Source organism: Alkalimarinus alittae, assembly GCF_026016465.1.
Taxonomy (GTDB): domain Bacteria; phylum Pseudomonadota; class Gammaproteobacteria; order Pseudomonadales; family Oleiphilaceae; genus Alkalimarinus; species Alkalimarinus alittae.
In genome coordinates, this window is record NZ_CP100390.1 from 2,215,978 (window position 1) to 2,239,880 (window position 23,903).

The 23,903-nt window shown below is 41.3% G+C and carries 15 protein-coding genes; 13 read left to right on the forward strand and 2 right to left on the reverse strand.

The window, feature by feature from the left end:
• Positions 1–14: 14 nt before the first annotated feature.
• From pglZ to NKI27_RS10125, 12 genes are all read left to right on the forward strand, one after another.
• On the forward strand, positions 15–2,564 hold the full coding sequence (pglZ, locus tag NKI27_RS10070; RefSeq protein ID WP_265045929.1) for a BREX-1 system phosphatase PglZ type A: 2,550 nt from the start codon (positions 15–17) through the stop codon (positions 2,562–2,564).
• Positions 2,565–2,629: 65 nt separating this feature from the next.
• Positions 2,630–4,696, forward strand: a complete 2,067-nt coding sequence (gene brxL, locus NKI27_RS10075; protein ID WP_265045930.1) for a BREX system Lon protease-like protein BrxL — start codon at positions 2,630–2,632, stop codon at positions 4,694–4,696.
• Positions 4,697–4,794: 98 nt separating this feature from the next.
• Positions 4,795–6,054: a hypothetical protein gene (locus NKI27_RS10080; protein ID WP_265045931.1), complete on the forward strand. Its 1,260-nt coding sequence runs from the start codon at positions 4,795–4,797 to the stop codon at positions 6,052–6,054.
• Positions 6,055–6,142: 88 nt separating this feature from the next.
• The gene (locus NKI27_RS10085; RefSeq protein WP_265045932.1) at positions 6,143–8,506 is read left to right on the forward strand and encodes an McrB family protein; all 2,364 of its coding nucleotides are present in this window, start codon (positions 6,143–6,145) and stop codon (positions 8,504–8,506) included.
• A 17-nt stretch (positions 8,507–8,523) separates the two neighbouring features.
• The gene (locus tag NKI27_RS10090; protein ID WP_265045933.1) at positions 8,524–9,885 is read left to right on the forward strand and encodes an McrC family protein; all 1,362 of its coding nucleotides are present in this window, start codon (positions 8,524–8,526) and stop codon (positions 9,883–9,885) included.
• A gap of 267 nt (positions 9,886–10,152) precedes the next feature.
• Positions 10,153–11,412, forward strand: coding sequence for a DUF2130 domain-containing protein (locus NKI27_RS10095; RefSeq protein WP_265045934.1), 1,260 nt, complete (start codon positions 10,153–10,155; stop codon positions 11,410–11,412).
• A 141-nt stretch (positions 11,413–11,553) separates the two neighbouring features.
• Positions 11,554–15,186 (forward strand): hypothetical protein, encoded by a 3,633-nt coding sequence (locus tag NKI27_RS10100; protein ID WP_265045935.1) that lies wholly within the window; start codon positions 11,554–11,556, stop codon positions 15,184–15,186.
• Complete coding sequence (locus NKI27_RS10105; RefSeq protein ID WP_265045936.1) at positions 15,173–17,239, forward strand: hypothetical protein; 2,067 nt, start codon at positions 15,173–15,175, stop codon at positions 17,237–17,239. The genes NKI27_RS10100 and NKI27_RS10105 overlap by 14 nt, the downstream gene beginning before the upstream one ends.
• Before the next feature lie 195 nt (positions 17,240–17,434).
• Positions 17,435–19,033, forward strand: coding sequence for a hypothetical protein (locus NKI27_RS10110; protein WP_265045937.1), 1,599 nt, complete (start codon positions 17,435–17,437; stop codon positions 19,031–19,033).
• Between the two features lie 5 nt (positions 19,034–19,038).
• On the forward strand, positions 19,039–19,170 hold the full coding sequence (locus NKI27_RS10115; protein WP_265045938.1) for a hypothetical protein: 132 nt from the start codon (positions 19,039–19,041) through the stop codon (positions 19,168–19,170).
• A gap of 133 nt (positions 19,171–19,303) precedes the next feature.
• Positions 19,304–20,482 carry a PcfJ domain-containing protein gene (locus NKI27_RS10120; RefSeq protein ID WP_265045939.1) on the forward strand — a complete coding sequence of 393 codons (1,179 nt, stop codon included), beginning with the start codon at positions 19,304–19,306 and terminating at the stop codon, positions 20,480–20,482.
• Between the two features lie 62 nt (positions 20,483–20,544).
• The gene (locus tag NKI27_RS10125; protein WP_265045940.1) at positions 20,545–20,931 is read left to right on the forward strand and encodes an ATP-binding protein; all 387 of its coding nucleotides are present in this window, start codon (positions 20,545–20,547) and stop codon (positions 20,929–20,931) included.
• 594 nt (positions 20,932–21,525) lie between these two features.
• Here the strand turns inward: NKI27_RS10125 and NKI27_RS10130 are convergent.
• A complete protein-coding gene (locus NKI27_RS10130; RefSeq protein WP_265045941.1) occupies positions 21,526–22,395 on the reverse strand; it encodes a YiiX/YebB-like N1pC/P60 family cysteine hydrolase in 870 nt (289 codons plus the stop codon).
• Between the two features lie 217 nt (positions 22,396–22,612).
• On the opposite strand from NKI27_RS10130, the gene NKI27_RS10135 reads away from it, so the two are divergent.
• On the forward strand, positions 22,613–23,026 hold the full coding sequence (locus tag NKI27_RS10135; protein WP_265045942.1) for a phasin family protein: 414 nt from the start codon (positions 22,613–22,615) through the stop codon (positions 23,024–23,026).
• A 132-nt stretch (positions 23,027–23,158) separates the two neighbouring features.
• Here the strand turns inward: NKI27_RS10135 and NKI27_RS10140 are convergent, their stop codons facing one another.
• On the reverse strand, positions 23,159–23,773 hold the full coding sequence (locus NKI27_RS10140; RefSeq protein WP_265045943.1) for a TetR/AcrR family transcriptional regulator: 615 nt from the start codon (positions 23,771–23,773) through the stop codon (positions 23,159–23,161).
• Positions 23,774–23,903: the final 130 nt, after the last annotated feature.

The following is a 23,903-nucleotide window of genomic DNA, read 5'->3' on the forward strand; positions in this document are numbered from 1 at the left end:
ATTAGGTATAAAGAATGACACAAAACCGTATTCAACACGCACTGGCTCGACTGTTTGAACGCCATCGAATCGTATTTTGGTATGACGACAAGCAGGAGTTTCGCGACACCTTTGAAAGCCTCAAGATGGACGGCATCGAAAAGGCTGAGGTGAAGGCCAACGAGTTTACGCTTAAACACCGCATTTTGCGTGAGGCACCGAAGCAAAGCTTTTTACTGTATTGTGAGTATAAAGAGCCTGAGTTCATCAATAACTGGTTGTTAGATGTGCAGCTGGGTAGTGAGGTGTTTCGTACCGACCAATCCGCTATCTGGCTCAGCGAGCTGAACCTGCCACCCGAGTTTTCTGATGTTGTCACCGAACACCAGGCCTTTTTTGATGCCGGGCGCGCGCCTAAGCAAGCAGAAAGCCGCAAACAGCGGCTGCTCGCGTTACTCAAACCCGATGATCTAAAACAGCAGGTACGGCTGAAGATGCTTGCAGTTTGCGCAGGTCTGAACCAGTTAGCCGATGTGCGCCTGGATGTGATTTGCGAAAGCCTGTTCGGTGAGCTTGTTGAAGACACTCAGGCGCGATATGCGCTGATGGAGCGCTGCAACCTGACCGGTGTGTTGTGGGAACAAATTGAACGCCACTATGCGTATGTCTCTGACTCTCCGTCCGTTAAAGATTTCTCCATTGAGTTATTTAAGTCATGTTACGCGTTATCCATTACCAACCCCAAAGCACAGGATAAAGCGTCACTCAATAACGATGCCTTAGTGTTGTTTAAGCGCTGGAAAGAAAGCCGCAAGCACGAAGCCGTGTTTGAGTCGCTCTCTGGCAGCTATGCAGCGTTGCTCGATATTGAGAGTGACCTGAACAGCCGAGATTTACGTGATGTTATTGAAATAGATTACTACCGCCTTATTGATCAGAAGATTATTGTCGACCTGGTTAACGCAGTAAGCCAACGCACCTTATCTGAGGGGGAAGTCACCAAATACTGCCGCGAACGCCGTCAGAGCCATTGGTACAATGATTTCAAATACCTCTATACCGCCATTGAAGTCGCGAGTCAGTTCTTAGCTAAGTTAGATACTGTGCAAATGAATATGAGCAGCAGCTCGGCTGCGGTTCATGGTTACGTTCGCCACTGGTTCAAAATCGACCAGATGTACCGTAAATTTATTTATGCGCTTAAAGCATCTGGCCAGATGACGCTGTTAAGTCGTCTGGTCGATACCATTGAAAACCTCTACAACAATAGCTACCTAAGCCCATTGGCGACGCAATGGCAAGGGCAGGTTGATGCAATGGATACGTGGACGGTACCCGATGTGACGCCACAACGCCAATTCTATAGCCGTTGGGTGAAGCCGTACACGAATAAGGGTAACAAGATCTGCGTCATTATCTCAGATGCCTTTCGCTATGAAGCCGCTGAAGAGATGATTGGTCGCATTAATCGTGAGAAGCGTTATCAGGCATCACTCGATCATATGTTGTCAGCACTGCCAAGTTATACGCAGTTGGGCATGGCGTCGCTGTTACCAACGAGTAATGGTGAGGTTACGATCTCAGAAACCGATAGCACCGTCTTTATTGATGGTGTCTCTACCCAGGGCACAGCCAACCGCGACAAGCAGATTAAATCAGTTTTGGGCGAAACAGCCTGTGCTCAGCAAGCAAAATCGATATTAGAGATGACTCAAACTGAAGGCCGAGAGCTGTTTAAGAACCACGATGTTATCTACATCTATCACAACCGTATAGATCATGCGGGTGACAAGATGCAGTCGGAGGGTGAAGCCTTTGACGCGGCTGAACGCGCCTTCGAAGATCTTCTGGTGCTCATTAAGAAGCTTGCTGCTTACAATGCATCCAACGTACTGATCACTGCTGATCACGGTTTTATCTACCAAAACCGTCCGCTCGCCGAGAGTGATTTTCTTTCTGCAGATGTGAGTGGTGATGTGCATTATCGCGACCGTCGTTTCTTGTTGGGTAAGGGGCTAACGGTACCGGATTCTATTAAAGTATTTAGCCCCGAACAGCTTGGCTTGGCAGGTGGCGTTCACGCCGCTATACCAAAAGGGATTCAGCGCCTGCGCTTAAGCGGTTCTGGCAGTCGCTTTGTGCACGGCGGAGCCAGCTTGCAAGAGGTGATTGTTCCGGTCATCTCTGTGAATAAGAGTCGCCAGGATGATGTAGCAACCGTTGAGGTGGATTTATTACGGGGCGGTACCAACGTGATTACGGCTGGCCAGTTGTCTGTCACGCTCTACCAAACCGAGCCCGTTATCGATAAGCTCAAACCACGCGAGTTGCGTTGCGGTATTTACACCGGGGCGGGTCAGTTGATTTCAGACGTGCATACCGTCACGATGGATCTGACCGCAGAGAATGCACGCGAGCGTGAGTTGAAATTGCGCTTTGTTTTGACGCAAGGTGCAGACGGTGCCAATAACCAGGAAGTGAGCCTTAAGCTCGAAGAGCCAGTTGCAGGCACGAATCAATACACCGAATACAAACACTTGAAATATACCATTCGACGTTCGTTCACGAGTGACTTTGATTTTTAGCTTCGTTTTTTGACTTGTGTTTTAAACTTAACAGATTGGAAAACGGAATTTCCAAGGGAATATTTATGAGTGAACTGGATACTAAAATTTGTGATGTCTTTGCAGGCTTAGTGGTCCGTAAAGATCTAGTGAAGACCGTGAAGGGCAACGCGATTGTTCCTTCTTATGTTCTTGAATATTTACTCGGACAATATTGTGCGACTAACGATGAAGATAGTATCGAAAGTGGTATTCAGACCGTTAAAGAAATATTAGCCAAGCATTATGTGCATCGTAACGAGGCTAACCTAATCCGTTCGGAGATTTCACGAAAAGGAAGTTTAAAAGTAATCGATAAGATAGAGGTTACTTTTAACGGTGATAAAGGTGTACATGAGGCGGCATTTGATAATTTAGGTATCTCAAAAGTGTTGGTTGATGGTGATACGGTTAAAAAACACTCTAAGTTACTGGTCGGTGGTGTTTGGTGTATTTCGGATGTCCAGTATTTTTCATCAGAAGAAAAAGATGTCTGCCCTTGGATTCTTAATTCGATAAAGCCTATCCAGCTCTCTAGTTTTGATTTTGAGCAGTACTTAGCCTGTAGAAAGCAATTTTCTAAGAACGAATGGGTCGATTTACTTATTCAAAGTATTGGGTTTAATCCTGATGCATTGAGTTGGAGAAGTAAATTGACGCAACTTATTCGCTTAATTCCATTCTGTGAGAGAAATTACAACCTTATCGAGCTAGGGCCAAAAGGTACGGGTAAGTCTCATATCTATTCCGAATTTTCGCCTCACGGTACTTTAGTTTCGGGCGGTGAAGCGACATTAGCAAAGCTCTTTATCAATAATACGACGGGGAAAATAGGCCTAGTGGGTTATTGGGATGTCGTCGCGATGGATGAATTTGCAGGTAGAGGAAAGAAACCAGACATTAAGCTTATTGATACCTTAAAGAACTACATGGCTAATAAGTCATTCAACCGCGGTACAGGCCCCCAAGGTGCAGAAGCTTCTATGGTGTATATAGGTAATACCTCTCATAACGTGCCTTATATGCTTAAAAATGCTGACCTGTTTTACGATTTACCTGACTCGTATCGAAATAGTGACGGGCAAGCAGTACTTGATCGCTTGCATTATTTTATACCTGGTTGGGAAATGGAAAACCTTCGAAGCGATATGTTTACATCAGGCTATGGCTTTGTTGTTGATTACCTTGCTGAAGTATTGCGTTCATTAAGAAATAAAGATTACGGCGATGGTTTTACTAAATACTTCACCTTGTCTAGTGATATATCAACACGTGATAGAGATGGTATAACTAAGACATTCTCTGGGCTAATGAAGATCATTTTCCCGAGCGGTGAGGCCACTCAAGCTGAAATGGAAGAGCTTCTAAATTTCTCAATTGAAGGGCGTAAGCGAGTTAAAGATCAATTAATGCGAGTTGATGCGACTTACAGTGCTGTTAGTTTCGGATATAGCGATGGTGCTCAGAAATTCCATTCTGTTTTAACTTTGGAAGAGCAAGAATTTCCCCAATATTATGGGACAACTAGCAATACAGATGAACCTCAAAGTCAATTACTGGATGACCTGCCTTTAGAGAATGGTTTGGCAGATGCTACTGCTAAACAAGACCTAGTTGAAGAAACTGAATTAAAAGAACAACACCTCACTTTTCTGGAAAACCAAAGAGGCGTTTGTTATGACGACTTATTTGGCCCGTACTTAAAAGGCGCCACTCATATCACCATAACAGACCCCTACATTCGTTTGTTTTTTCAAGCTAGAAACGTAATGGAGCTCCTTGAAACCATCGTTAAAGGCAAATCAGAAGCGGATGAAATTGTTGTTAATCTCGTTACCGTCGAAGATGAGTTTAAAGGAGAAGAACAGCGCAACTTTTTTGAACAAATGCAAAGTTCAATGCTCGCCGTAGGTATTAAGTTTGACTGGACGTATGATAATTCAGGCGCACAGCATGCACGCCATATTGTGACCGATACTGGCTGGAAAATATCTTTAGATCGTGGTTTGGATATTTATCAACAGTACGATATGAACGATACATTCCAGCTAGCAAACCGCATGCAAAAACAACGTGCGTGTAAGGCGTTTGAGGTGACTTATATTAAGGTGTGATTTTAGGGCGCTGAATGATAGAGGCTTGTTTTAGTTGTCTCTTAGTATTAGTAAGTAAAAAGAATAGCAATAATAAACGAGTTATTAAGGACGATTTGATGTCACAGGAGCCTTTTTTCAGTCATTTGGACTCATCTACAATGGCTGATTTTATCAGTATTGCTAAACGAGCCGTTGTTTATGCTGGGCCAGGTATTCACATGATGGCCGTACAAGCAATGATCATCGTGGCAGAACAGCTTGGCAATGAGATGGTCACCGTTAACCTGGATGTTGATGAGCGTGTGATACGTATGGGATATGGTGATTTTGAGGCCATTAAGCTTCTTCAGGAAAAGGGTATTACCGTAAATCACACGCCTGAGTTACGAAGCGCATTGCTTGTTGTGGACGATAACGGGTTTAGCTTTAGCCCCACGGCACTCTATTTGGAAGCTGAATCAAACACACCAACGGCTTTCAACGCTATACGGCTGACGAGCGAGCAAGTGAAAGAAGCACTAGCGCGTTTGTCTCCTGTTGCGAAGGTGATTGCAATTGCTCAATCGGAGAACGACGTTGAAAAACAACGCCTAGAGGAGTTGTCGCTCGACATTATATCTCAGCCCGTTTCAGAGGATAAGCTTGCTAGCGTTGAGCTTAGTTTAAATCAAGCACCCCCTGTTAAATTTGATGTAGCTCGTCAAGTACGTGTGTATGAGAGCTACCTGCAATATATTGAAATGAGTCTTTCTGGCGTCGCGATTCAGCGGCATCGTCTAACTATTCCGCCATCACTACAAAAACTCGGGGAAGGTAATAAAGAAATTGAGGGTCGATTACGAACAACCTTTGATTTAGTCGAAAAAGATGGACCATTATCTTCAAAACAGCTTGAAGATGCGCTGAATGAAATTCGAAAAAACTTTACCCCTTCGCTAGGAAAAGATCATGGAAGAGTGTTACTCAAAGCAGCAAAAAAACATTTTGAAGAACGAGTTAAAGAATTTAGAGGGAAGCTAACCAAATATGAGGTGAAGGTAAAAGAAACACTTCAATCTGAGATCGATAAATCGCGGTCAGCAGTTTCTGATTATTACTTGCCTTTGGTGAAGGAGAACCCACCTGATGAATTATTGGGCGGTTTGTTGAGCCCCCCATCTGACCAAGACTTGTTATGTTGGATAAAATATCAGTTGGATAAGGTGTTTCCTAATGCTGAGGACCTAATAAAAACCATGAAATTGGAAATCCATTACAAAGATGTGACATTTGAAACTCTGAACAGAGGTGATTTTTTAGATTCAGTAAAACAGGCGTTCCCAAATGTTGACTGGGACAAAGCGCATGAAGAGTTTACAGCGGCTTCAGAAGGGTAGTTTGGTTTCTCGCAGCCTAACACTATTTAAATTTGAACCCAAAAGCATCGATATAGTTATAAGACTATAGGTTAAGGAGCATTATTTCATGCCAGATAAAACACAATACGAGTTTAATGGTAAAACACTGGGTAAAGGGCCATTAGCTTTAGCGGTTATCAAGTATTTGGTGGAAGAGCAGGAGCATAGTTTTGAAGAACTGAATAAACTGCTTGATGGGTTCAAATTTAGGTCTGGTGGTGTGTTGCTTGATGCCCAAGAGTATCTCAATAGGCTCACAGTAAAACCTGATACTAAAAACCGCTTTTTTAAAGATGACTCTATTACCGACAAAAAGGGGCAAGAATTTCTTGTCAGCAGTCAGTGGGGTCTTGGTAATATTGATAAGCTTGTTGTTTGGGGTAGAAATTTTGGCCTGGAAATAAAAATTCTTGTTGATGAGTCTAGCATTTTATTCAAGAAATTTAGTGCTTATAAGCAAGGCCCTATGCCTCCATGGATTACCACATGGATTAACAGCTATAACGATCTTTGTACATATATTAAGTCAATTGACCCTGATGCTTTTGACTATTCTGAGCAGAGCTTTTTAGAGCGCTACTGGCGTGATGCATCTAATGGCATAAGTAGTGTTAAACCCGGTTTCTTGAGTAATGATGAGTTTTCAGCTTTAAAATCAGAGTTCCCTGATATTAGCAAAAAAATACTACAAGACCCTTCTTCAGAAACTCTTGATAATGTTATTGCCTGGGCAAAACAGGCAAAGCAGAGTGGTAAGTTTAACACTATTAAATATGGCGTTATACATCGCTTTTTTTGTGCATGCGCTCCACAGCAGTATTGTTCGATTCTTAATCTCGATCACCTGAAAGCGTTTATTCATAAGTGGAATGAACAAAAACTAGGTCCTAAAATTGAGCCTAAGGGAAATTGGGCAGACTTAAACCAGAGTATTGTTCAAACTATCAAGTTACGCGGTTTTGAAGATGAAGACCTCTATTTACTTAATACGTTTATTTACAGACTTAAAGAAGACATTCTGGGTGAAATTGATGATGTATTTGGTATTGGGAGTGTAAATGCTGATGGATATAACTCAACCCAGAACAGATCTCTAGAAGGCCTTGAGACTATTTCATTAAACACTATTCTCTATGGTCCACCAGGAACTGGCAAAACCTATCACACGGTTGATATGGCGGTGAGAACTGCTGATCCAGATTTTTCCGGAAATCGTGAACAAATTAAAAAACGTTACGATGAGTTGGTGCTTGAGAAGCGTATTCGGTTTGTAACTTTTCATCAAAGTTTTAGCTATGAAGAATTTATTGAAGGGTTAAAAGCAAGTACTGATAGTGGAAGCATTAGTTATCAGGTTGAGCCGGGTATATTTAAAAAACTTTGTAATGATGCAGCAGTAGGAAGCACCAAAGTTACTAACTCTTTAAATCTAGCTATTGAGTCATTTAAGTCGACTTTAGATGAAAAAGAGACTTTTGCTTTGAAGACATTGAAAGGTAAACCCTTCAATATTGAGTACCATGGCAATTCCACTTTTCGAATATTCCCCTCAAATTCAAAACACGATGATTTGGGTCGTGGTTACCCTGTATCTATTGAACATATTCATGAGCTATATCGTAACCCTGAAACTGATATTGTGTATAACCGCTCCTACGCAAAGAGCATACTTTTATATTTGAAAAGTAAATATGATGTAAAAGATTTTGTTCATCCCACTACGCATACGCAAGAAAACTATGTGCTTATTATCGATGAAATAAATCGCGGTAATATCTCTAAGATATTTGGTGAACTTATCACGCTTATAGAGCCTTCTAAACGAGCAGGGCAGCCAGAATCTTTGACTATTCGTTTACCTTATTCTAATGAGCCGTTCTCTGTGCCAAATAATCTTCATATTATTGGCACCATGAACACCGCCGATCGTTCATTGGCTATGATGGACACAGCGCTACGCCGTCGCTTTGACTTTGTTGAGATGATGCCCGATTACGGAGTGCTAAATGGAACTGAGGTATGTGGGGTTGATTTGGCCGAGCTTCTGAAGTCTATGAATGACCGCATCGAGTATTTATATGACCGTGAACATATGCTGGGGCACGCTTTTTTTATTCCAGTAAAAGAGGCTGCTTTAGAGCATAAGCAAGAGGAACTGATTTCGGTGTTTAAAAACAAAGTCATTCCTCTGTTAGAAGAATACTTCTATGAAGATTGGGCGAAGATTCGTCTCGTACTAGGTGATAACCAAAAAAATGATACGGACCATCAGTTCGTGACGGAAGTGACCGATGCCAGAGGGGCTAAAGCCTTGTTTGGTAATGCCTATGAAGACAATCAATATGAAGGTGAAACCAAACGGTATCAACTCAATGAAGATGCATTTGCTGAGCCTGAAAGTTACCTAGGTATTTTAGGTAAATCTAATTAGCGCTTGGGATGCTTGTCATGAAACGCGATATGAATAAAATTAAAGGCTTCGCTTCTAATTCTGTGACTATTTTTGAGTATGGCTACCTCAGCGCCGATTTAGAAAATGCATATTGCGCTAAAATAAGTGCTCAGTCGTTTTACTACCTTGAACGTCTTGCGTTAACTCAAGACAATAAAACTAATGAGCTTTTACGATTGTGTGACTACCAGGGGGCAAAAGCCATTAAGGTGATGAATTACGTAGGGGTAATTCAAACTCCGTTTGGTGAGCATATAGAGATCTTACCTAAAATTGCGCGTAGGTTGCCTGATGCCAATGCATCGAGTACAGGTGAGGCTTTAGCACGAGAAGCCTTGCTCAATATGCTGAAACACCTTAAACACTTTCGGCACATTGAATCATCTGACTCCCAGGTAGCCGCTTTGAAAATGCCGCTGTTGGAAGTGTTTATTCGCCAGTTCCTACAAAGCGTTAACCAACTGGTTAAGCGTGGGTTAAGATCTGACTATGTACGAAGAGAAGATAATCAATCGTTCCTCAAAGGCAAGTTGTTAACTTCCAAGCAACTAAAACATAACTTGATTAACCAACATTGTTTTTATGTGGAATACGACGAGTACCTTCAAGATCGTCCTATTAACCGCCTGATTCATACAGCCCTTAACAAAGTAGCAGGCCTGGCGCAGTTGAACTCGCATCAAAAATTATGCCGCGAGTTGTTGTTTGCTTTTGCAGACATACCCCTTAGCAAGTGTATTAAAAATGACTTTACATCTTTGCGCTTAGATCGTGGCATGGATTACTACCATACTCCGTTGGCATGGACGCGTTTAATTCTGGAGGGAGACAGCCCCATATCCATGCAAGGAAAGGCCAATGCCTTATCATTACTTTTTCCAATGGAAGCCGTATTTGAAGCGTACGTTGGCAGTATTTTAAAAAGTGTGGTGCGCCAAGAATATCGGTTGGAAGAACAAAGGTCTTTCAGATCATTGGTTGTTCATGAACACAAGAAGTGGTTTAAATTAAAACCGGATTTTTTGGTGTTAAACCAGAAAGATACCGTATTGGTAATGGACTCTAAATGGAAGCTTCTTAATAGCAGCAAAGCCAATGGTTACGAGAAATACGGCTTATCCCAAGCCGACTTTTATCAAATGTTTGCTTATGGTCATAAGTACCTTGAAGGGCAGGGGCAGCTTGTTCTTATTTATCCTGTTAGCGAAACCTTTAAAGAACCCATTCAAGCCAGCTTTGATTATGACTCAAATCTAAAACTCTGGGTCGTACCTTTTGATATCGACCCTGCAGTTAAGGATGTAGACAGACTGAAACTGCCTGATGGGTTAGATTTAGATGTTTTCAGAGATTGTTGAGATAGAAAGCTTGGTGGAGAAGACCGCGGCAAGTCCCTATTTTCGTGGACACTTCTCGTTCTATAACTAATTGCTAAGTATGGTTCGCCTTAAAAGATTGTCCTTCATTTTGTCCTCTAGATGCCCCTTACTCATTTAACACATCCTCCTTAACATACTCAGCATAAATGGTGCTGATTTTTTGTTTTTCAGCTGACAGACGAAAGATGTACTGCTGATGGTATGCCTGGCATACAGAGCTGTATGTATAAATGAGGAACTCTTATTATGAACAACAAAATCATTATCAATCCATTAGAGCCTATTACATGCCCTGATTGCGGTCATGACTTCCCCCTGAGTGAAGGAATTACTCGTCAAATGATAGAACGCTATGAAGGTGAGTATTCAGAAATGCTTACGGAGGAGCGAGGTAAACTGGAAGCAAGGCTGGTTCAGGACATAGAAAAGAAAGCGTTAAAAAACTATCAAGAAAAGCTAGAGGTGATCAGTGAAAAATTAGCAGACAGTGAGGCTGCGAATAAAAAAGCGGCTGCTAAGTTGAAAAGCGCCAAAGAAAAGGCCGCTATAGAAGCTCGCAAAGAGTTAATTGAAGAAGCAAATAACCTTAAAGAAGAGCTAGAAGCAAAAGACTCTAAATTAGAAGAGTATCGTCGCGCAGAGTTAACGCTTCGAAGCGAAAAGAAACAACTGGAAGATCAGAAAAGGGACATGTCCCTTGAGATCGAACGTCGTCTGGATAAAGAACGTCAAAAAATTGAATCGGATGCCCATGAAAGCTACAAACTTCGGGATGCTGAATGGCGTAAAAAAATTGAAGATGCACAACGTGCGAATGAAGACCTAAGGAAAAAGTTAGAGCAAGGGTCACAGCAATTACAGGGCGAGGTGCTCGAGCTTGAAATTGAAAACCTATTACAGGCTTCGTTTTCGTCGGACTCTGTTAAGCCTGTACGCAAGGGCGCAAGAGGTGCGGATGTAATTCAAACGGTGATGTTGAGAAACGGGTCAGTCTGTGGGCAGATTATATGGGAGACCAAGCGTGCTGAGAATTGGTCGAATAGCTGGATTCCTAAACTTAAAGATGATCAACAAGCTGCGGGTGGTGAGATTGCAGTCTTAGTTAGTTCGGTATTTCCTGCTGGACTGAAAGCCCCTTTTGTACAGCAAGATGGTGTCTGGTTGGTTAAACCTGAATTTGTTAAGCCCTTTGCAGAAGCTTTACGTACTGTTTTAACTGAGTCTTATAGGCAGCGTGCAGCGACTATTGGCAAAGGTGAAAAAATGGAGGCTCTCTATGACTATATCTGCAGTGCTCAATTTGCTCAAAAAGTAAGAGCTATAGTTGATACTTATCAACAAATGAGGGATGACCTTGAGAAAGAAAAATCAGCTATGCAGCGCCTCTGGAAAAAACGTGAAGGGCAATTAACGCGCATTACCACAAATGTTATGGGAATGTGTGGTGAGTTACAGGGAATCTCCTCGAGTACTTTACCCCAATTAGAGGGTGTTGCAGAACTGTAGGGATCTGCCCTCCAGTTGTCCGTTACTAAAAAATACGCAGAAGCGTAGTCTAATCATACGGAAATACAGCGTCTCAATGGTTTGGAACGCTGCACTCCTCACTATCGAGCTGAGCTAAATAAATATAGGACTGGTTTTCAAATGAATGCACCTGAAAAAATAGAATCTGGAATAGAAATTTTTCAAGATTTTAACTTTGATTTAAAACCAGAGCCTTCTGCCCTTGACCGTCTTTTGACTAAAATTTTAGTCGCGCCTTATCTACGAGAGCCTGAATCTGGAGGTTGCCTAGTTCCCCTTCCATTTCAAACGGGAATTGGCAAAACCTATACTGCGCTAAATTTGATACTGGAAGAGGTCTTACACCAAATAAAGTGTGAGATTGAGGGGGATGGTCAGCCGTGTAAAAAAGGAAAGATAATCTATATAACTGACTCTGTTGATAATGTACTCAATGCCTACTCGGACCTGCATAAGCTGATTGATGATCAAGAAGTTGACGGGACAGCACGTTTTACAGATGAGCAAGCACAGTACTTAAAGCAAAAAATACTGTATTTACCAAACCAGGCGACTCAGTTGCTGAGTTGTTCAGCTGAAGACATTGCACGGATACTTGAGGCGTTTGAGCTTGATCAATATCGTGAAATTAGTCGTGAAGTGACTAGGCTTTTTAATTTGCAACGTCTTATTAAAGATAAGCCAGAATCGAAACCCATTTTGAATGCGGGTTTAGAGAACGATGCAAGTAAGCTCTATAGTAAAATCGCTGACTCTATTCGAAGCCGCCAACGAAGTGATCAACCTGTTGTAATAGGTCAATCATTAATGCAGGTGTTAGGGCGGTTTTTACCGGGCGAGTTAATACAGACAGATGCATCTAATGTAATGTTTATGACGACTCAAAAATACCTTGCGGGTTGTCATCATACTAAAGGCAAGTATCGGCCACTAAGGGATCTTGAGAATCAGTTACTGATAATTGACGAGGTTGATAAACAGAACCTTGAAATATTAGGTGTTTTAACCAAGCAACGAGCTAATGATTTGGTGAGTTCGTTACGGACGTTAGAGCGGAACCTTAATCGTTACCGTCTTGAAAACGCCCAACGATACGATGGTATTGATTCATTCTTTGATGAGCTGCGTAGCGAACTTTTAGCGTTTGATGCTCGCTGGCATATTGAGTATGCCTTCAATACAGATGGTGATTCACTTCACGATAAACCCTTAAGTCTTTTCTCTGATCGTGCCGCTACACACGTACACACGATGAGCCACCGTTTGAGCCTTCAGTGTCGTCATGAGTTGAAGAAGAACTTAATTGTGGCAGAAGAAAAGCTAGGTAGTGGGTCATTCGAAGATAAACCAAGTAATCAATTAACTCAGTTTGTTAACGAAGCCGACAGGCTTTACCAACGCTTTTTCCAAGTCATGCAAAAATCCGTGAGGCAATACCAAACGAATATTGCTATGTCTTCCCGTATGGGTAATAGCCGCTTAGATAAGTTGGTTGAGGGTACTCAGCAAGAGGCTGTGTTGTCTATTTTGGCACATTACAACCTAAGTGAATTTGCTTACCGAGTACTAGAGGCGTTTGATCGACAAGGTTTAGGCCGGATTAAAAGTGGAAGCGTGATGACTAGGGCTAGTTATCACCAACGCGGCTTAAAGTTAGTGGATGTGGGCCGTAATCAAGGTACTCACGATACAGTTCACTGTAGTTTTTATGGGTTTCAGCAGACGCCTTCAGCATTACTGCTTGATATGGTTAATAGTGGTGCGCGTATCCTTGGTGTGAGCGCTACGGCTGATGCTCAAACAGTTTTGCATAATTTTGATTTCAAATATCTTAATGAGTGTTTAGGGGAGCGCTTAGTAACGCTTAATAAAGACCAGCGTAAATTAATTCACGATTACTATGCCGCCAAAAGAGATTACGTTAATAGTGGCGTTAAATTATCGGTTAACTCGTTTAGAGCGTCGGAAGCGTTCTTGGTTAACTGCATTGAAGAGTGGATGCCTGGAGTTCGTACCCCGGGAGTTGTTCTTCAACAGCTTTTTAATGGCGATGGTGATTCGTGTAACTATGAGAAGAGCTGGTTATCTAAACTTTTGCAATCAATTAAACACTTTTGCTCCACTCAAGATAACCGTTATATGGTAGCGATGCTAAACCGGACGGTGAGTGCTGACAAGTATCCAAAACTCATTCCGTTTTTAAATGGATGTATTAATCGATGGCTAGAAGCCGTAGGTCAGACTGGGAGGCTTTTTGTTGGCGTCAATGCAACCTTCATGAAGGATGGTGGATACCGGGATGAAATTCTTCAACAGTTAGAGAATGAAAAAGGGAAAGTCATTGTTCTTAGTACGTATGCCAGTATGGGGGCTGGGAAAAACCCTGATTATTGTTTTAACCCAGAGAATGAGAATGACTCCCTTGTATATGTCAGTGATAGGCAGGTAAATCAATGCCGGACTGATATCGATGCTATCTATCTTGAAAGACCTACTCAACTATTGCCGTCTATTGATGACACTTCGAAAATACAAAGTAAGTTAGTGCAGTTTCATAATATTTTATCGCTCCAGGAAACCGGTGAAATATCACCCGTTGAGGCTAAGTCTTGGTGTTTGGCGATATTAAATAATCAACCTCGGCCAGCTTTATTGAAGCGTTATTACCAGACAGATGATTATCGACACACAGTGTGTAAGTTAATTGAACAAGCGGTTGGGCGTACTGCAAGAACTGCTTTTAAACGACGCGAAATCCATTTATTTGCTGACCACGAGCTGGTTGAATTCATGTCAGAAGATCATCGAGATACCGCTTTATTTTCTAATGAATATACCGCTCTTGTTGATTACTCTAAGCAATATCAAGTGCCAGATAACAAAGACAGAATGAAACATCGTCAGCAGAATCTTGCTATTCGTAATAATAAAGAGTCGGCACTCTATATGTTTAACTTATTGGCTCGCTTGATGAAACATCCTGATGTTAAGGGTATACAGAATTGGGAAGCGATTAGAGAGCAATTGTTGGAGTTTCCAACGGGTGAGGAGAGTCACTCAGATTGGTCAAGGTTTTACGTCGAGAGCCCTTTACCGTCAAGCTATCGCTATGACGGTGATCTCGATAATAGAAATAGACTGAATGATTTTCATTTTTTTGACTTCGCAAATGAAGCTAATGAAGTGAGTGAACACGAATCGGGCCTCACTTCGATGGTTAAAAACGACACGGTGAGGCAATGGTTTATTGAGCATGGTTGGGCTACTTGCTGGAAAAACAGCAAACGCTTAATGACGCCGGTAATGTTTACGAATATCTATAAAGGAGCGCTGGGTGAGCAAGCCTGTATAGCGTTGTTAGATTCTGTAGGACTTGAAGTGGACCGCGTGCCAATTGAGTTATATGAACACTTCGACGGTGTTATAAAAAGCGATTTTGGCGATGCCTTTGTTGATTTTAAACACTGGCAGGGCGTTGGCCTTGGTGACCCACAAAAATTAATTAAAAAATTAGAAAATATATCAACTAAGAGTGAGATTAAAAGGTTTGTGTTTTGTAATGCGCTTGGGACGCCAGGTACTGTTAGCTATTTAGACTCTACGTTATTAGAAACAAGTAAAAGTAGAGCGCAAGTGATAACCATCCCAGCTTTGATTGATAGCGAGTCTGGAGAAACGATTATAAGTGTGCTTGAAGAGTTAGCACAGTGGCTATGTCTACCAGTGGAAGGGTTAAACAGTGAGTATTGTTAAAACGACTAAAGTAAAAAATATTGCGTTAGACCGAGTCGCTATACAAGATAAATTTAAAGTTTATCAAATTAGTTATAGAGGTCTTGAGAAATCAGAACGTAGAACGAGCTATAAGAACATTGTAAGATCGCTTTATGGTACAGGTAAGGTATTGAGCCTGGTGCAAAATTGGAAGTTTAGCTGTTATTTGGTTCTATTACCTGCCAATTCGTCGTGCCAATTAGATGATCAGCGGTTAGCAATCACAGAAGTTCCCATTGATGGCGCTAGCAACTTACCTGACTGGCAGTTGGCGCGCTTGTTAATCAAAGCGATGCCTCACTTAATTAAAGGCGATGATGTAAGTTCAGGTATGAGTCGTTTTGAAGCAGAAGGGCTATTTTATGTAGTCAAAGCGGTTAAGACACCTAAAAAAGGGATTAAAGAGACCACGCTAGTGACACTAGAAGTGGACCTTCAGCCATGTTTGCTTAACCAAGGACAGCGCTTGGCACTTGGAGTCAAAACGTTTACTCCTGTTTCCTATCACACTGCTCCTGACGGAGCGCTCTATCGAGATGTCCAGAACAGTACTCGTTATAGTTTTGATCAGTGGGCTCAGTTAGTCGCTAAGAGTGCCAAGGGGGATTACATCAAACGTAGCTTTAGAGGCGGTAGAAAGAACACCGTGGCTATGGTGGATGTGACCAGCGATTCTTATATGAATTTTCAGATGAGTAAATTGGGTATTCTGGCTCAGTTTATAGATGATCTTCAGTCCTGCTATGAGGGGGCTTTAGAAATCGAGTTTGATGAAATAGAGAGTAGTGTACGAGAGGAATGGCGTAACGCTACAAAGTCAGTCGAGCAATGTTATAACAAAATTTTCGAGCATCTACGGCAATTCCCCATTGCATTAATTGATTACGGTAAGAATAGAAAGGCAAGTGTGTTATTTGAAAGCTACTTATTAAGAGAAGGCTTTGTGGTTGAACACACCAATATCCCCACAGAAGGTGGCTTAAATCTGCTTTTGGTTGAAAATGTTGATAGCTACGAGACAGACGAGGATGACCCATATAAGCGGATCAAACGTCAGCACCCTAACGCAGTCATTCAATCCTCTGAGGCAGAAAACCTAATTCTTTTAAAGAAAGGTGAAACGTTGCTTAATCGCAGTGTGGCTGAAGTATTACTTAAAGAGCTTTTCATTAAACATGAAGTGCAATCTAGACGTTTTTTACTTTCAGACTATCAACCTCCAGAAGGGTGGATTTTCGGTCTGCCTGAAGTAAATTGGAAAGACCGCTCATATAAGTTGAATGTCATGAAAGTCTGTAACGAACTCTTGGAATTTGATACTTACAATGAGCTGGAGTCAGATGACTTGTTGCTTGATTTTGGAGAGCATAAGCACCTAATAGATGACAAGTCCGCCCCGTTTTTACTAGATGAAGCTTCGGGTGATTACTATATATTTATGGATACAGGAGTCGTTGCACTCCCTGAATTTGAGGCGCTCAGTGAAACGCTTAAAGAAATTCATCATTGCAGAAGTAAAGGTATTGAAAAATATTGGATACTTGAGTTTATCGAGCAAGTAGCCCCAAATATTGATAAAGCCGGTATTTTGGTAGATCAGTTGCAAACGGTTTTGGCGGCTAATCAAAATGAAAAGTCGATCGCTTGGTCTGATCTTTCTCAAGTTCATAACAAAGGTGCAGGCAAACACTTCTATGAATGGTTGATGAGCGAGAAAGGATTCAAGCTTAAAGACTCTTTACGTAGTTGGGACAGCGGTCACTTTGAAGCAACGCAAGGCTTTTTCTATAATGCTGAGAGCAAGCAGTATTATGTTGGCGCTATAGGCAGTGTTCGCAGTTCAATACCTAAATTTTGCCAAATTCGTCAGATCGTCACTAATCGTGAAGACGTACCTAAAAAAGTACTCGACCTGCTGTCTGCACTTCATATTCGGCACCGCCAGCTAACAGTTATGCCATATCCGTTTAAACATTTAAGGGAGTATGTAGCTAGACAGGCTTTGGCGGAAAAACTTGGGAGTGAAATATAGCTGCTTGTGAAGATGCAGAGCTTGGTAACGGTGAATGGTACCAATTCAGCTTAAAACTCTGCGCCTGCGGTCATGAACGTCATTGTTCCTTATGTTTCATGGCCTCACTTTTGTCCTCTAGTTGTCCTTTTTATCCTTTCAAGAATATCGCCATCATAACCTTCTGAATTTCTCATAAATTAGAAGGATCAAGCCATGACACAAGTAGCCTATTTATCTAACGCAACAACACTTAAATCCACCGATAACTACGCATTCTTACAGCATACCTTCCCCGAACTATATCGGGTAAGCAGTGAGGCAGATAAATATTATGCAACTGATCATTCGTGCTGTTTATTAAAAGCACGGTTATTTGTGGAGTTGTGGTGTCACGAAGTGAGCGACAGGTTAAATCTCACTCCACCTATTTCAGGTGACTTGGTCGATAAGATCAACCAGATATCGATTTGTGGCAAAGTACCGCCTTATATTATTGAAGCATTAAATGAGGTTCGACGAGAAGCCAATAAAAGCGCACATATAACGCAGTGTTTTGATGGTCAGTGGACTAGCGATACGTCTGTAAGTAAAACTAGGCTGAAGCGTTTAATGACTAGTGTGTTTGAGCTTGCCCAATATTTGGCTTTTAAACTAAACAATCAAGCTGAAGACAACAAACAATGGCAAGAGCCTGTCGTTTCAGAGCTGGCTGAACAAGTGGTTGCCTCGTTGTCAGGTAATAAAGACGCCACATTTTCTTTAGCCGAGCGCGCTTCGTCATTAATTGAATTAAGTGTTAAGCAGGGAGAAGTCACAGGCAACGAAAAGAAAGAGCATATAAAGCTGCTGCAGCGAGATTTAAGTTATTGGTTAGATAAAGCGCACCGCCAAGGGCATCATGAAACATGGTTAATGTACGCTAATGTGTATATAAAAAAGCAACTGATGCTGCCAGAAAGTCAAACTATTGATAGCTGTTTTAAACATGCTTTAAAAGTCGACACAACAGGCGAGGCGGCCTATCAGTTTGGCATGTACTTGATGGCTCGGTCGCAATATAAGCGAGGTCTTGATTTAGTTCTGGAAGCGGGGGGCATGGCGCACCATCAAGCAATTAGAATTCTACAAGAAATATTTTACAAGAAAGACCATCAACAATACTTGGCCTGGGTAAGTGCAGGGGTTGATGCACTTGAAAAACGTTCATTTACGTTAGACCTTGAAAATAAGATATCGCAATGGGAGCAAGACGTTAACAATGACGTACTTAAGAAAAAAGCCAAAACTGCGCTTATTAGTGCTGAATCTAGACAGTCCGATGGGGCACTATATTATCGAGGATATTGCACGCTTAAGGGTTACTGGGGGAAGCAACCTGAGACTGAACTAGGTCTAAAGAGTATGGTTGATCATTACCCGAATCTACCTCAGTTTCTTCATTATGAGCATCAACTATTTAACCTGATTAAAAGTAAATCCGAATACATAGATGAGGCATTATCGGTATCAGATAGAGCTTTAAAAGCGTGCGAAACCACTGAAGAAAAAGCACAAGTTAAATTTGATATGGCGATGATAATCTGGGAAAAGCTGCGCGAGTGCAACAAAGTTAAATCACCCCATAGCATGAAACAGCTAATAAGGGATGCTGCACGAGAAAGTTGTAGTGATGCGATTCAATTTATTAAATCACCCAAGGGTAAAGCATTAATGCGTGATGGAAGTTATGCATGTGTTAAAACTAAACACAGTAGTGTTGACCGTAAGAAACAGAAACAAGCTAAAAAGTTAGCAAGAAAAGCGAGACGGTAATTGATATGAAAACGTATATAGCGATAGATCAATATGGCAACACTGTTCATGTGTCTGCTTATACAGAGTCTGATGCGAGACAAAAGGCGGAAGAAGCGCTTGGGTGGGGGAATGTGATTAAGTTTTATGAGGTGTAACCTTTAGGAACGAGATTAAAGAGAGGTTAAGTACATTGTTGGTTTGATTCATTAATAACGACATTTAGTGTCGCACCAACCAGTTAGCATAGCGCTTGTAGTTTGGTAAGGGTTTAAAGATTTAGGATGTTTTATGGTTAACAATACAAGAGACCTGCTACAGGTTGAGGTCGACAACAATAACAGTCTGGTCATTAACTTTTCTCAGTATTTTGGATATGAGTGCGTAGTAACAATTACGTCATGGGCTAAAGGTATTTCTTGGTCTGGCGTTGCCGACACAGAAGATCAAAGGATGTCTGCACTTAGTGATTTAGGGGTACCTTTTGCGACGCTTAATGGAACAGAAGATGCGGCCCCATGGTTATCAACTTTTCCAGAAGGGCTACAAGATGAGCTAGTAGCGTATGAATCAAAGTATCGAGGTACGTTATATCCACTTCTTTGGTGTATTAGCCGGTCTGTGTATGCTCGGGAGTTGTTTGAAAGCACACCTCAGTTGGTATGGTTGGTATTAAAAACAGCACATTTGAAACATTGGGACTCTAGTTATGTCTTGAGCCTCTTTTCAGCTAAAAGAACAGACATTATATCTGCATGTGGTTTAGGTGATAGCAAGGCTGTTTTAAAACTCATCTTAAAGCTTAAATTTAACTATTTTAGCGATTATGAATATGAGTTAATGACCACTTATGACTGGGCTAGTGATGCTCGACATTTAAGTCATTTACCTTATCTTGATAGCCACATTCTGGAACTTTTACAGCGCTTCCCTGATTTGAAATCATCCAAACTTATACAAAAATATGGAGAGGGGTGGAGCTGGAAAGAATTTGATATGATTTTTGAAGATACGTTAAATATGGCGGCAGAGTTGGGTATTAGAAACATTACTCGCCGCATAAGTATCTGTAAAGACATGCACCAGCTGACTAATCTTCATGATAAATTAGCTGAAGTAATTAACGAGAAAAGTTGTGAAAAACTACCCTTACTCACATACAGCGAGCCACCAATAGCAGGTACACCGCATATTATTCCTATTACCAATAATCATGACCTTCATCGGGAGGGAAAGGCACAGCATCACTGTATTGCCAGTTATCATGCGCGTATATTTCGAGGGGAATATTATGCTTATAAAGTATTGGAGCCAGAAAGGGCAACGTTAGGTCTTAAGCTTGTTTGTGGACGCAGTTATTCAATTGATCAAGTCCACCTGAAATATAACAAAAGGGTAAGTGGAGTTACATTAGAGTCTATTAAGGCTTGGTTTAATGGTGCTGTTATAAGTAATAAAAGGGCAATTTAGTACTGGTTTATCATTTCGAATAGTATGGGCGATAGTTTAATTCAGATGAAAGTGGAATCTTAGTGGCGAAAAATCCCCAGTTAACACTTACGCTCATTCGTGGGCTTCCTGGCAGTGGAAAATCAACGCTAGCGAAAGAGATAGACGCCATTCACCTTGAAACAGATCAGTTTTTCATGTGGCAAAATGGTGCCTATCAATTTAACCCTAAACGATTGAGTGAAGCTCATCAGTGGTGTCAGAAGATGTGCTCATCACATTTAGAGAAAGGTCAAAGTGTTGCTGTATCCAATACCTTTATCAAACGTTGGGAAATGGAGGCATATATAAAGATGGCTAAACAATTCAATGCTGAATTGGTGACAGTTGTTTGTAATGGGAATTACAAAAGTATTCACGATGTCCCCGAAAGTACCATTGCAAAAATGCGTAAAGCTTGGGAACCCTGACCTTAGCTATATGGCTCTGTTCACTTGATCGTATCTTCCGATATGCTGAACTTGTAACATGTCTTGTAAACTGGTTTTAAAAGTATTAAATTTTACATCTACATTGATTCACGGCTCCTACGGGCCTGACAGTAATACTAATGATTAAGTCTTCGTGAGAGGGCGATCAAGGCTGGCAGCCTCTATTACTCGATACAAATTTAGTTTGTATAGTGAGTCTTGATAGAACAAGGTACGCTTATCCTATATTGTCTCAACGACCTTATCTAATTTAAGGTTAAGGAGCCTATTTTAACCAAAAGTGGTAACTTACTGGTAACAATTAAGATTAGAATAAAATATTATAACTATACATCATTGATATTATAGAGTTTTCAAAAAAACCCGGATACCTGGGGAAGGCAGCCGGGAAGAGTGTGAGTAGTATCCATGAAAGACTTCCTACTAGACAGGCAGCAGGGTTATGCAAACCTGTCACATCTAAGTATTAACTAAGATGTCGATAATACAACTGAATATTGTATGTTTTTTAATCACATTTACGCATATATTAATCGCCTGCTAGCCGTTAATGTGCTATCAAAATTGAGCTATTTACTCTTTATTTGATGTATCTTTTTCTGCTGTTTCAATTTCTTCTTGTGTATCAGTAATGTACTGACCTTCTTCAGTACCTTTAAGTACACCTTCTCGCGTCCAAGGCATTAAACGGTAATGCGGTTTGCTCCGAGAGAAGTCAATGAACGGGTATTTTACAATATCGAAGTAAGGGGAGTAATCGAAGTCACTCGGTGTGCATAGCTTTGGGTTTCGTCTATATACCTTTACTTCGTTTTTATCGTTGCGTTTAACCAGAGGAAGAATAGGGTACTGAATCGATGCAAATGCTTCTGCGATCATGGTTGAGCACACGGTTTTGGTTGCTAAACCAATGTTGTGTTGAAATATGCTAGAGCGCCATCGGCGAGGCATTATCCACCATGGGAATAAGAATCGCGCTAAATCAAATATTTGGCGTATATCATACCCTGTCCCTAATCGACTGACGGCATAGTTAACGACACTTTGCATATCTCTGTAGGTAAGGTCTCTTGGCCTACAGATGCGTATATGGTCACGATCATATACTGTGAGAGGGCGAACAACGGTGCCTTTACCAAGTTCACTTTCTACAATGAGCTGGACGTCGGGCTGGCCGTCAAAAAATGACTTTACGCGTTCACGACTCATGGGGTGGTTTATTTCGTGTAACCGTCCTAAATAAAGGGCGGCATGAGACCAGCGGCTTTGTGTAAGTAATTTTATTACGTCACTTACGCGCGTTCGGCCTTCCACCAGAATGACGTCACCTGGCTTGATTTCATAGCGAACTTGCTCGAAGTCGCTGAGAGGTATTTCTCTTGGAGGGTGTTCGCGATTTAGCCACTTTACTAATAATTCAATGAGAGTATATTTTGCTCTCATTCCCATGGTGAGACCCTTTTATTGGTTTATGTTATTTTTATGTCGTTATCTAAATTTATAGTTAATAAATAGAAATAGACCAATTTATTTGTCTTAAACGAGACATAAGAGGTAAATTCGAGTCGTTTTTAGTGAGAAACGCGATCGCTTGATTTAGAATACCTTAAATAAGTTATTTTATGGCCTAACGTTTATATGCACTGAGGTTTGGTTGGTTATGTCCGATAAAGAAAATATTGAAGATACGCACTCAGAAGCGCTTTCAGATGAAAAGCAACTGTCGAACAAAATAAAAGACTCTGCTCGCCAAATTTGGTTGGCCGGTTTAGGTGCGTATAACAAAGCCGAAGAAGATGCAGGCAAAATCTTCGATAAGCTTGTTAAAGAAGGCGAAGAAATTGAGCATATGACCCGTGGTGTGGTCGAAAAACGTATTAAGGTTGTTGAAGATACGGTTGAAGGCGTTAAAGAAAAAGCCACCGGTACTATCGGAAAGCTTGAAAGTGTTTTTGATCAGCGTGTATCGAAGGCTCTGCAAAAAATGGGAATTCCAAGTCGCGCAGAGATTAAAGCGTTAGAGGCGCAGATCGCTGATCTTAAAAAGCAGCTTGAAGCGTCAAAGAAAGGGTAAAGCACCGACTTATAGATAGCCTTAAATACAAAACTATAGCCTTGATGAAAGGAGGGACAGCTGGCATCAGGGTTTGGTTTTTACAGTGTTTGTTTTTACAGGGTTTGCATTTACGATTTGTTCAGTTTTAGCTTAAAGGTACGACTCACCCACTTCTCTCAATAACGCGCGTTCTTCTTCTCTTAAATAAGGTAATACCAGGGTCATGACTTGGTATACGCCTTGATTCAACGTATCGTCACTTTGTTCGCCGTCAATGACGGTGGAGAAACTTATCCAGTAGGTTGCCGTTAATACGATGCTTTTACAGAGGGCGTCTATTTCTTTGGGGTTGGCGTTTAAAATACCTTGTTCCGCCAGGTTTTGGCATATTAGGCGGGATGCGTTAGTTTTTTTAGTGATGATTTTTTTAAATTTGTTGGCCAGTCTTTCATGTCTAGACATGACGTTAACGAGGTCTTGATATAAGAACCGATAGCGAGCGATGACTTCAAAAATAAGGTGTAAGAATAACCATTGGTCTTCTACATCTAAACTTGTTTCAGGGACGTCTAGAATTTCACCGATTTCTCTCTCGTACCAATCAAATAGCTCGCTTAGGATCTCAGTTTTGTTTTTGAAATGATAATAAAGATTACCCGGACTAATATCCATTTCATCGGCTATTTGCAGGGTGGTGACATTAGGTTCGCCACACTCATTAAATAGCTCTAGTGTGGTATGTAGTATTCGATCACGGGTTTTCATTGTTTAAAATACGTCCTGTCACTTTGGAGGTATAATACCCTGTTTAAATTGCTGAATACAAAGAGCTTGTGCAAAGTAGCTCCAAATAGGATAACTACTTCACATCATAAAGCCTTTTTATCAATGGCTG

Excerpts from the sequence above, each read along its gene's own strand:
- pglZ (WP_265045929.1), top strand. The coding sequence starts at position 15 with ATGACACAAAACCGTATTCAACACGCACTGGCTCGACTGTTTGAACGC.
- brxL (WP_265045930.1), top strand. The coding sequence starts at position 2,630 with ATGAGTGAACTGGATACTAAAATTTGTGATGTCTTTGCAGGCTTAGTG.
- NKI27_RS10080 (WP_265045931.1), top strand. The coding sequence starts at position 4,795 with ATGTCACAGGAGCCTTTTTTCAGTCATTTGGACTCATCTACAATGGCT.
- NKI27_RS10085 (WP_265045932.1), top strand. The coding sequence starts at position 6,143 with ATGCCAGATAAAACACAATACGAGTTTAATGGTAAAACACTGGGTAAA.
- NKI27_RS10090 (WP_265045933.1), top strand. The coding sequence starts at position 8,524 with ATGAAACGCGATATGAATAAAATTAAAGGCTTCGCTTCTAATTCTGTG.
- NKI27_RS10095 (WP_265045934.1), top strand. The coding sequence starts at position 10,153 with ATGAACAACAAAATCATTATCAATCCATTAGAGCCTATTACATGCCCT.
- NKI27_RS10100 (WP_265045935.1), top strand. The coding sequence starts at position 11,554 with ATGAATGCACCTGAAAAAATAGAATCTGGAATAGAAATTTTTCAAGAT.
- NKI27_RS10110 (WP_265045937.1), top strand. The coding sequence starts at position 17,435 with ATGACACAAGTAGCCTATTTATCTAACGCAACAACACTTAAATCCACC.
- NKI27_RS10115 (WP_265045938.1), top strand. The coding sequence starts at position 19,039 with ATGAAAACGTATATAGCGATAGATCAATATGGCAACACTGTTCATGTG.
- NKI27_RS10120 (WP_265045939.1), top strand. The coding sequence starts at position 19,304 with ATGGTTAACAATACAAGAGACCTGCTACAGGTTGAGGTCGACAACAAT.
- NKI27_RS10130 (WP_265045941.1), bottom strand. The coding sequence starts at position 22,395 with ATGAGAGCAAAATATACTCTCATTGAATTATTAGTAAAGTGGCTAAAT.
- NKI27_RS10135 (WP_265045942.1), top strand. The coding sequence starts at position 22,613 with ATGTCCGATAAAGAAAATATTGAAGATACGCACTCAGAAGCGCTTTCA.
- NKI27_RS10140 (WP_265045943.1), bottom strand. The coding sequence starts at position 23,773 with ATGAAAACCCGTGATCGAATACTACATACCACACTAGAGCTATTTAAT.